Source organism: Nocardioides sp. (genome assembly GCF_034670285.1).
In the GTDB taxonomy this organism is placed as follows: Bacteria; Actinomycetota; Actinomycetes; order Propionibacteriales; family Nocardioidaceae; genus Nocardioides.
The window spans coordinates 1-8,900 of the sequence record NZ_JAXMNS010000127.1 but is presented as its reverse complement, the minus strand read 5'-3'; the positions used below and the strand labels follow the sequence as shown (position 1 = coordinate 8,900).

The window sequence follows — 8,900 nt, the reverse complement described above, 5'->3', positions numbered from 1 at the left end:
GGCCCGCGTGAGGCGTTGATGACATCCGGCCTGTTGCTGGAAGAGCTGAACTGGATTGGCGCAGGAAGCCTTGAAGCGGCCGCTGATGCGGGCGCGCCCGTGCTCGTCCGCGTGCGGTCCACCCGGCCGCCTGTTCCAGGCCGGCTTGGCTGGCACGGTGACACTCCGGTGATCTGGTTCGATGAGCCGGAAGAAGGCGTTGCGCGCGGCCAGGAAGTCGGCCAGCGTGCGCACGGCGCCGGCCGACTTGAGGTCGATGTTGAACTTCGTGGCCGGGAACGCCTCGAACAACGAGTCGAGGGTCGGGATCTCCTCGCGACCCGCGATCCGCGCGTCGCGCACGGCGTCGTACGTCGAGGTCGCGATGCTCCCCGAGTGGTCGGTCACCCGGTCGAGGACGTCGTCGTGGAAGGCCATCAGGACGCCGTCCGCCGTGGCGTGGACGTCGGTCTCGAGGTAGTCGTAGCCCAGAGAGATGGCGTGGGCGAAGGCGGTCCGGGTGTTCTCCAGCCCGATCAGGTCAGGATGCCCGGCCCCACCGCGGTGCGCCATCGCCAGCACCGCACCCGGGTGCTCCAGCACGGCGTCGAGGTAGGCACGACCGGTGCGTGGAGACGTCACCCCGCGAGTATGGCGGTTCGCGGCGGCGTCGTGGGTGAGCGCGGGGGCTCGGGGCCGCTCAGATGTCTCGGAAGGTCTCGATGTTCGCGCCGAGGGTGTTGAGGCGCTCGGCGAGGTCCTCGTAGCCGCGGTGGATGACGTAGGTGCCCCGGAGCACCGAGGTGCCCTTGGCGGCGAGCATCGCGAGCAGGATGACAACAGCCGGTCGCAGTGCGGGCGGGCAGATCAGCTCGGCGCCGGAGAACGCGGTCGGTCCCTCGATCATCACGCGGTGCGGATCGAGGAGCTTGACCTGGCCGCCGAGCTTGGTCAGCTCGGTGAGGTAGATCGCGCGGTTCTCGTAGACCCAGTCGTGCAGGAAGGTCTGGCCCTCGGCCACGGCGGCGATGACCGCGAAGAACGGCAGGTTGTCGATGTTGAGGCCGGGGAACGGCATCGGGTGGATCTTGTCCAGCGGTGCGTGCAGCTGGGAGGGCCGGGTCTCGAGGTCGACGAGGCGCGTGTGGCCGTTGTTGGCGACGTACTCCTCGGAGCGGGTGAGGTCGAGGCCCATCTCCTCGAGCACCGCGAGCTCGATCTCGAGGAACTCGATCGGGACCCGGCGGATGGTGAGCGTCGACTTCGTCACGATCGCCGCGGCCAGCAGCGACATGGCCTCGATCGGGTCCTCGCTGGGGGAGTAGTCGACGTCGACGTCGATGGTGGCGACACCGGTCACCCGCAGGGTCGTCGTGCCCACGCCCTCGACGGTGACCCCGAGCTTCTGCAGGTAGAAGCAGAGGTCCTGGACCATGTAGTTGGACGAGGCGTTGCGGATGGTCGTGGTTCCGGTGTGGAGGGCAGCGGCCATCAGGGCGTTCTCGGTGACGGTGTCACCACGCTCGGTGAGCACGATCGGGCGCTCGGGCTCGATCGCCCGGTTGACCTGGGCGTGGTACATCCCGTCGGTCGACTTCACCTCGAGGCCGAACGGACGCAGGGCGACCATGTGCGGCTGGACGGTGCGGTCGCCGAGGTTGCAGCCGCCGGCGTAGGGCAGGTCGAAGTTGTCGGCGCGGTGGAGCAGCGGGCCGAGGAACATGATGACCGAGCGGGTACGACGGGCCGCGGCCTCGTCGATACGGGTCAGGTCGAGCTCCTTGGGCGGGATGATCTCGAGGTCGTTGTCGTCGTTGAGCCACCGGGTCTGCACCCCGAGGCTGTTGAGCACCTCGAGCAGTCGGTTGACCTCCTCGATGCGCGCGACCTTGCGCAGCGTGGTGCGTCCGCGGTTGAGCAACGAGGCGCACAGCAGCGCGACGCCGGCGTTCTTGGACGTCTTGACGTCGATCGAGCCGGACAAGGTGGTCGGGCCCTGGATGCGCAGGTGCGTCGGACCGGCGCCGACGGCGACGATCTCGGAGTCGAGGGCGGCGCCGATGCGCGCCAGCATCTCGAGGGAGAGATTCTGGTGGCCCTTCTCGATCCGGTTCACGGCGCTCTGGCTGGTGGCGAGGCGGTCGGCGAGCTGGGTCTGGGTGAGACCTCGGTGCTTGCGTGCGTCGCGGATCAGGTTGCCGATACGGCCCTTGTAGTCATCAGACATGGCACGACCGTAACTCATATATGAGTTATTCGGCGATCCTGGACCGGGGTGTCAAGATCACCATCATGAAGGCAACCACGATTCACGGTACCCGCGACATCCGCTTCGGAGAGGTCGCCGACCCGGTCCTCCAGGCTCCGACCGACGCGATCGTGAAGGTGGTGGCCGGCTGCATCTGCGGCTCCGACCTGTGGCCCTACCGCGGTGAGAACCCGATCACCGCCGGCGACACCATCGGCCACGAGTGCGTCGGCGTCGTGGAGGAGGTCGGCTCGGACGTGCGCGACTTCAAGGCCGGCGACTTCGTCGTCGTGCCCTTCGACCACTGCGACAACACCTGCGCCCACTGCCAGGTGGGCATGCAGTCGGCGTGCGTGAACCTCGGGATGACCAACAGCGGCCAGGGCGAGTACGCCCGGGTGGCACAGGCCGACGGGAGCCTCGTGGCCACCAACGGCACGCCCGACGCCGCGATGCTGCCCTCGCTCCTCGCGCTCTCCGACGTGATGCCGACCGGCTGGCACGCCGCTGTCGCTGCCGGCGTCCGCAAGGGCGGCACCGTCGTCGTCGTCGGCGACGGCGCGGTGGGCCTGTGCGGCGTGCTCGCGGCCGCCCAGATGGGCGCGGAGAAGGTCATCGCGATGTCGCGCCACGAGCCGCGCCAGAAGATCGCCACGGCGTTCGGCGCCACGCACCTCATCGCCGAGCGCGGCAAGGAAGGCGCCGCCGCGGTGAAGGAGATCACCGGGGGAGTGGGCGCCGACGCAGTGCTCGAGTGCGTGGGCACCGACCAGTCGATGGGCACCGCGTTCGCGGTGGCCCGCCCCGGCGCCATGGTGGGCTTCGTCGGTGTGCCCCACGGGGTCGAGCTGCCGGTGCGTCGGATGTTCCAGAAGAACGTCGGCCTGGCCGGCGGGATGGCGCCCGTGCGGCGCTACCTGCCCGAGCTGCTGGACCTCGTGACCAGCGGAACGATCAACCCCGGCCTGGTCTTCGACCTCACGCTGCCGATGGCCGACGTGGCCGAGGGCTACGCCGCGATGGACGAGCGTCGTGCCATCAAGGTGATGCTGCAGCCCTGAGGCCGGCCGCTCCGGCGGTGGAGCCTCAGGCGCTGACCTGGAGGGTCCGCGCCTCGGCCGGCTGGCAGGCACAGCGGTCCGAGCAGGCCAGGTAGGTGTGTCGGGCGTGCCCACAGCGCGTGCACGGCATGTCGTGGGACAGGTGGAACGTCGAGGCTTCGGGGGCGGTGTCGAACACGGGCTTCTCCTGAGGGCGGGGGGTGCTCGCGACGCTAGGTCCGGGTGCGGACCTCTGCCAGGCTTTCGCACAGATCTCACCCGTGATGACTAGGAGATCTGACCGATCGGGAGGGTCACGACGAACCGACTGCCGCGCCCGAGGGTCGAGTCGACCTCGATGGAGCCGTCGTGGCGCTGCACGATCCGACGCACGATCGGCAGGCCCAGGCCGCTGCCCGGCTTGGCCCGCGCCTCGGGGTTGGACGAGCGGTCGAACTCGCCGAACACCGACGCCATGTCGGCCGGCGCGATGCCGATCCCGTCGTCGGCGCACACGAGCACCACGTGGTCGGCCTCGGTCGTGAGCGAGACGGTCACCCGCCCACCGGGTCCGGTGTACTTGATGGCGTTGGACACCAGGTTGAGGACCAGCCGGTCGAGCTCGGCCGGCTCTCCGAGGATCCGCACGCCACCAGGGACGGCACTGACATCGAGCGTCACCGCGCCCAGCTGGGCCTGGTCGATGACCAGCGCGGCGACGTCGCGCACGACTGCTCCGAGGTCGACGGGCACCCGGAGCGTGTCGGCCACCGGCTCGCGCAGCTTGGTGAGCGCCAGCAGGTCGTCGACGAGCTTCTGCATCCGCTGCGCACCCCGCTGGATCGCCGTGTGTGCGCGCGCCACCAGCGCGGGCTCGTCGCGCGCCAGCTCGAGGTTGCCCACCACCACCGCGAGCGGGTTCTTCAGCTCGTGGATGATCGTGGTCACGACCCGGCTCTTGTAGTCGTCGAGCTCCTCCAGGCGGATGATGAGGTCGTGCTCGCGAGCCCGGATCCGTGCCGACTCGATCACCCGGCCCAGCTCTCGTCCGATGTCTGAGGCGTTCTGCTCCTCGATCTCGGTCCAGTCGAGGCCGATCTCGCGGGCGAGCACGAGGTAGCCCAGGCACTGGTCGGACACCCCGATCGGCACCAGCACGAACTGGTCGAGGCCCAGGGCCTCCAGCCAGTCCAGCGCCGGGTCGCGGCCCGTCAGGCCAAGCCCTTCGGCCCTTTCGACGGGGCGGCTGCGCGAGACCACGGAGGTGCGTTGCGTTCGCCAGCACTCGACGGCGACCTGCTCGGCCGCCCCCAGCGCCTGGTCGAGATCAAGGTCGAGGTAGAGGTCGCTGGGGTCCTGCCCGTCGCCCGGGAGCGCGTTCGGATAGCTCGAGGCAGTCCACGCGCCACCCTTGTCGGCAAAGAGCCTGATCCAGGCCGCTGTCGCCCGGTAGCCCGTCTGGATGGGCTCGATGCTCGCCTCGAGCAAGGGTTCGAGGTCGTCGGCCACGGCCGCCATCTGCAGGATCTGTCGGGTGGTGGTCGAGAGTCGCAGGCGCTCGGCGAGGCGCTCCCGATCGCGGGCGTGGCCGATGGCGCGGCCCATCTGCACGGCGTACATCTCGAGCACCTCACGCCGTAGTGCGCTCGGGCGGCGTCCGTCGTGGGGGAGGTCGACGCTGAGGATCCCCAGGAGCTCGCGCTCGGGGTTGTAGAGCGGCGCATAGAGCGCGTCGTCGCGCAGCCACGCGTCTGGGACGTCCGCGGGCTCGTCGGGGGTGGTCCAGGTGCACTCCGGATAAAGCTCGGCCTCGATCCTGCCCTCGGGGATGAATCGCAGCATTCCCCAGTCGTCGGCGACCTCGAGGTCGTGCAGAAAGGCCTCGCGCGGGGTTCGTGCCCCCAGGAGCGACTCGCGTGGGGGACCCAGCACGGTGACGGCCTCGAAGTCTCCACGGGCAGTCACCATGTTGACGACGACTGCCTGGAAGCCGAGCACGTCCACCACGCCCTGAGCGGCGGTCTCGAGCACGGCCGAGAGGTCGGTCTCGGAGTTGACGAGCAGCACGATCCGGTGGAGCTCACGCAGCGCAACGAGCTCGTTGGGCTCTTGCGCAGACGTCATAGTGGTCCTCGGTGGTCAGTCGGCTGACGGGGAGGCTGGCAGACTATCGGTATGACTGCTGCTGATTGGGGGACTCGTGACCCGGCCTGGGCCGGCGTGCGCGAGGACGTGCTCGACCTGGGTGGACGCACGGTGCGCGTGCTGCGCGCCGACGGACGTCCCGGCGCGACCCAGCCGCAGGTGCTGGTGCACGGTCTGGGCGGATCGGCGTCCAACTGGATCGACGTCATCGCCGGCCTCGCCTCCTACGGACCCGTGGTCGCTCTTGACCTGGGCGGCTTCGGGCACACCCCCGCCGAGTCGGCGGTGTCGCTCGGCGTCGACGGGCACATCGAGCTGGTCCTAGCGGTCGCCGACCACCTCGAGTGGGCCACCTTCGCCCTGCACGGCAACTCGATGGGCGGACTGGTCGGCACGCTCCTGGCGGCCGACCACCCTCACCGGGTGGAGCACCTCGTGCTGGTCTCACCGGCGCTCCCGCCGTCCTGCCCGCTGGCCTTCCTGCCGATCCCGCGCGCGACGTGGAGCGGGGTCGTCCCGATGGCGCTGCCGTCGCGGCGTACCCACCAGCTGATGCGGCTGATCTTCAACGATCCCACCGGCATCCGACCCGCGCTGCTGGAGGCGATGGCCACCGACTCCCGCCCGCGCGACGAGCACCACGCCGCCGAGCGCAGCCGGGCGCTGCTCGCCTCGACCCGGTCGATCGCGGCGCTGTGGCTGGACCCACGACGGGTCTACCGCGCCGTCGACGAGCTGGTCGCGCCGACCCTCGTGCTGGGTGGGACCGCCGATGCCCTCGTGCCTGCGCGCGTGCTGCGCAAGGTGCTCGCCCGCCGTGCCGACTGGGCCGGCGAGGTGCTGAGCGACCACCGCCACGCCCTCATGCTCGATGCGCCAGCGGAGTACCTCGCGCGAGTCGCTGCGTGGCGCGCGGAGAGCGACAGCGCCGTCGCCTGAGGCCGTGGCAGGATGCCGCGGGTGAGCCACGACGCGGACAGCCACGACCTGATCCGGGTGCACGGTGCCCGCGCCAACAACCTGCGCGACGTGTCGGTGGAGATCCCCAAGCGCCGCCTGACGGTGTTCACCGGCGTCTCCGGATCAGGAAAGAGCTCGCTGGTCTTCGCCACCATCGCGGCCGAGTCACAGCGACTGATCAACGAGACCTACAGCGCCTTCCTCCAGGGCTTCATGCCGACCGTCGCACGTCCCGACGTCGACGTGCTCGAGGGCCTGACCACGGCGATCATCGTCGACCAGGAGCGGATGGGGGCGAACCCGCGCTCGACGGTCGGCACTGTCACCGACGTCCACGCCATGCTGCGCATCCTGTTCAGCCGCCTCGGTGACCCCCACGTGGGCCCGCCGCAGGCGTTCTCGTTCAACGTCGCCTCGATCAGTGGTGCCGGAGCCGTCACGACCACCAAGGGTGGCCGCGAGGTCAAGGAGCGTCGGTCCTTCAACGTGGTCGGCGGGATGTGCCCACGCTGCGAGGGCCGCGGCGCCGTCAACGACATCGACCTGACGGCGCTGTACGACGCCTCGAAGTCGCTCAACGAGGGTGCGTTGACGATCCCTGGCTACACGATGGAGGGCTGGTACGGCCGGATCTTCCGCGGCTGCGGCTACTTCGACCCCGACAAGCCGATCGAGAAGTTCACCAAGAAGCAGCTCGACGACCTGCTCTACCGCGAGCCCACGAAGATCAAGGTCGATGGCATCAACCTGACCTACGCCGGGCTGGTGCCCGAGATCAAGAAGCGCTTCCTGGCCAAGGACGTCGAGGCCATGCAGCCGCACATCCGCGCCTTCGTCGAGCGGGCAGTCACCTTCGAGACCTGCACCGACTGCGACGGCACGAGGCTGAGCGCCGAGGCTCGCTCGTCCAAGATCAACGGCGTCAGCATCGCCGACCTCAGCGCGATGCAGATCAGCGACCTGGCCGGCTGGGTGCGCGACCTCGACAAGCCGTCCGTGGCCCCGCTGCTGACGGCGCTGGGGGAGACCCTCGACTCGTTCGTGGAGATCGGGCTGGGCTACCTCAGCCTGGACCGGCCGTCGGGCACGCTGTCGGGCGGTGAGGCGCAGCGCACCAAGATGATCCGACACCTCGGCTCGTCGCTGACCGACGTGACCTACGTCTTCGACGAACCGTCGATCGGGCTGCACCCGCATGACATCGAGCGGATGAACGCGCTGCTCCTGCAGCTGCGCGACAAGGGCAACACGGTGCTCGTCGTCGAGCACAAGCCCGAGATGATCGCGATCGCCGACCACGTCATCGACCTCGGTCCGGGTGCGGGCGGTGCCGGGGGACAGGTGGTGTTCGAGGGCGACGTCGAGCGACTTCGCTCGAGCGACACCACCACCGGTCGGCACCTCGACGACCGTGCGAGCCTGAAGAGCGATGTGCGCTCGGCCACGGGCGTGCTGGAGATCCGCGGAGCCGAGACCCACAACCTTCGCTCGGTCGACGTCGACCTGCCGTTGGGGGTGCTGTGCGTCCTGACCGGTGTCGCGGGTTCGGGCAAGAGCTCGCTAGTTACCGGCTCGGTGTCGGGCCGCGACGGCGTGGTGACCGTCGACCAGGGTGCGATCAAGGGGTCGCGACGCAGCAACCCCTCGACCTACACCGGGTTGCTCGACCCGATCCGGAAGGCCTTCGCCAAGGCCAACGACGTGAAGCCGGCGCTCTTCAGCGCCAACTCCGAGGGAGCCTGCCCGCACTGCAACGGCGCGGGGGTGGTCTTCAGCGACCTGGCGATGATGGCGGGGGTCGCGGCGCCGTGCGAGGTCTGCGAGGGCCGGCGCTTCGACGCCTCCGTGCTGGGCTACACCCTCGGTGGCCGCGACATCAGCGAGGTGCTGGCCCTGTCGGTCGCCGAGGCCGCGGAGTTCTTCGGGTCCGGCGACGCGGCCGTCCCGGCCGCCTCCAAGATCCTCTCCCGGCTGGAGGACGTCGGCCTGGGCTACCTCACCCTGGGTCAGCCGCTGACGACGCTGTCCGGTGGTGAGCGTCAGCGCCTCAAGCTCGCCACCCACCTGGGCGGCAAGGGCGATGTCTTCGTGCTCGACGAGCCGACGACCGGGCTCCACCTCGCCGATGTGGAGCAGCTGCTCGGGTTGCTCGACCGGCTGGTCGACTCCGGGAAGTCGGTGATCGTCATCGAGCACCACCAGGCGGTGATGGCGCACGCCGACTGGATCGTCGACCTCGGCCCCGGTGCGGGCCACGACGGAGGCCAGGTGGTCTTCGAGGGCACTCCCGCCGACCTGGTCGCCGACCGCACGACGCTCACCGGGCAGCACCTGGCGTCGTACGTCGCGCCGACCGGCTCCTAGACGCCCAGCCCCACGAACGACGCCGCGGTCGCCGTGGCCGCCCGGTCGTCGCTCACGTGGTCTCGCACGGTGAGCAGCGCGCGGGCGAGGCTCTGCCCGTCTGCGAGGGCGCGGTGGAGGTCGACCATGACCGTGGCTGCTGCGGCGTCGTTCACCTCGGCCAC

General features: G+C 69.9%; 6 protein-coding genes and 2 pseudogenes. 4 read left to right on the top strand and 4 right to left on the bottom strand.

The features are described from left to right. Positions 1-18 precede the first annotated feature (18 nt). Positions 19-156 (top strand): annotated as a pseudogene (locus VOI19_RS19370) (hypothetical protein); the annotation flags it as partial. 63 nt (positions 157-219) lie between these two features. Here VOI19_RS19370 and VOI19_RS19365 read toward each other — a convergent pair. Further along, positions 220-552: pseudogene (locus VOI19_RS19365) on the bottom strand (glycerophosphodiester phosphodiesterase family protein); the annotation flags it as partial. Positions 553-679: 127 nt separating this feature from the next. Further along, a complete protein-coding gene (locus tag VOI19_RS08240) occupies positions 680-2,206 on the bottom strand; it encodes a UDP-N-acetylglucosamine 1-carboxyvinyltransferase (RefSeq protein WP_323792482.1) in 1,527 nt (508 codons plus the stop codon). A gap of 65 nt (positions 2,207-2,271) precedes the next feature. Here VOI19_RS08240 and VOI19_RS08235 point away from each other — a divergent pair, with 65 nt between their 5' ends. Then, entirely contained in the window at positions 2,272-3,288 is a 1,017-nt protein-coding gene (locus VOI19_RS08235; RefSeq protein ID WP_323792484.1) for a zinc-dependent alcohol dehydrogenase family protein, read from the top strand. A gap of 25 nt (positions 3,289-3,313) precedes the next feature. Here VOI19_RS08235 and VOI19_RS08230 read toward each other — a convergent pair whose 3' ends face one another. Both VOI19_RS08230 and VOI19_RS08225 read right to left on the bottom strand, forming a co-directional pair. Next, the gene (locus VOI19_RS08230) at positions 3,314-3,466 is read right to left on the bottom strand and encodes a hypothetical protein (RefSeq protein ID WP_323792481.1); all 153 of its coding nucleotides are present in this window, start codon (positions 3,464-3,466) and stop codon (positions 3,314-3,316) included. Positions 3,467-3,555: 89 nt separating this feature from the next. Then, positions 3,556-5,391, bottom strand: a complete 1,836-nt coding sequence (locus VOI19_RS08225; RefSeq protein WP_323792480.1) for a HAMP domain-containing sensor histidine kinase — start codon at positions 5,389-5,391, stop codon at positions 3,556-3,558. Positions 5,392-5,442: 51 nt separating this feature from the next. Between VOI19_RS08225 and VOI19_RS08220 the strand changes: the two genes are divergently transcribed. Together VOI19_RS08220 and VOI19_RS08215 are read left to right on the top strand one after the other, a co-directional pair. Then, positions 5,443-6,351 carry an alpha/beta fold hydrolase gene (locus tag VOI19_RS08220; protein WP_323792479.1) on the top strand — a complete coding sequence of 303 codons (909 nt, stop codon included), beginning with the start codon at positions 5,443-5,445 and terminating at the stop codon, positions 6,349-6,351. 12 nt (positions 6,352-6,363) lie between these two features. Continuing rightward, positions 6,364-8,736 (top strand): ATP-binding cassette domain-containing protein, encoded by a 2,373-nt coding sequence (locus VOI19_RS08215; RefSeq protein WP_416366360.1) that lies wholly within the window; start codon positions 6,364-6,366, stop codon positions 8,734-8,736. The last annotated feature ends 164 nt before the right edge of the window (positions 8,737-8,900 follow it).

What these genes read in the sequence shown, in the direction of transcription:
- VOI19_RS08225 (WP_323792480.1), bottom strand. Translation starts at nt 5,391, where the DNA reads ATGACGTCTGCGCAAGAGCCCAACGAGCTCGTTGCGCTGCGTGAGCTC.
- VOI19_RS08220 (WP_323792479.1), top strand. Translation starts at nt 5,443, where the DNA reads ATGACTGCTGCTGATTGGGGGACTCGTGACCCGGCCTGGGCCGGCGTG.
- VOI19_RS08235 (WP_323792484.1), top strand. Translation starts at nt 2,272, where the DNA reads ATGAAGGCAACCACGATTCACGGTACCCGCGACATCCGCTTCGGAGAG.
- VOI19_RS08215 (WP_416366360.1), top strand. Translation starts at nt 6,364, where the DNA reads ATGCCGCGGGTGAGCCACGACGCGGACAGCCACGACCTGATCCGGGTG.
- VOI19_RS08240 (WP_323792482.1), bottom strand. Translation starts at nt 2,206, where the DNA reads ATGTCTGATGACTACAAGGGCCGTATCGGCAACCTGATCCGCGACGCA.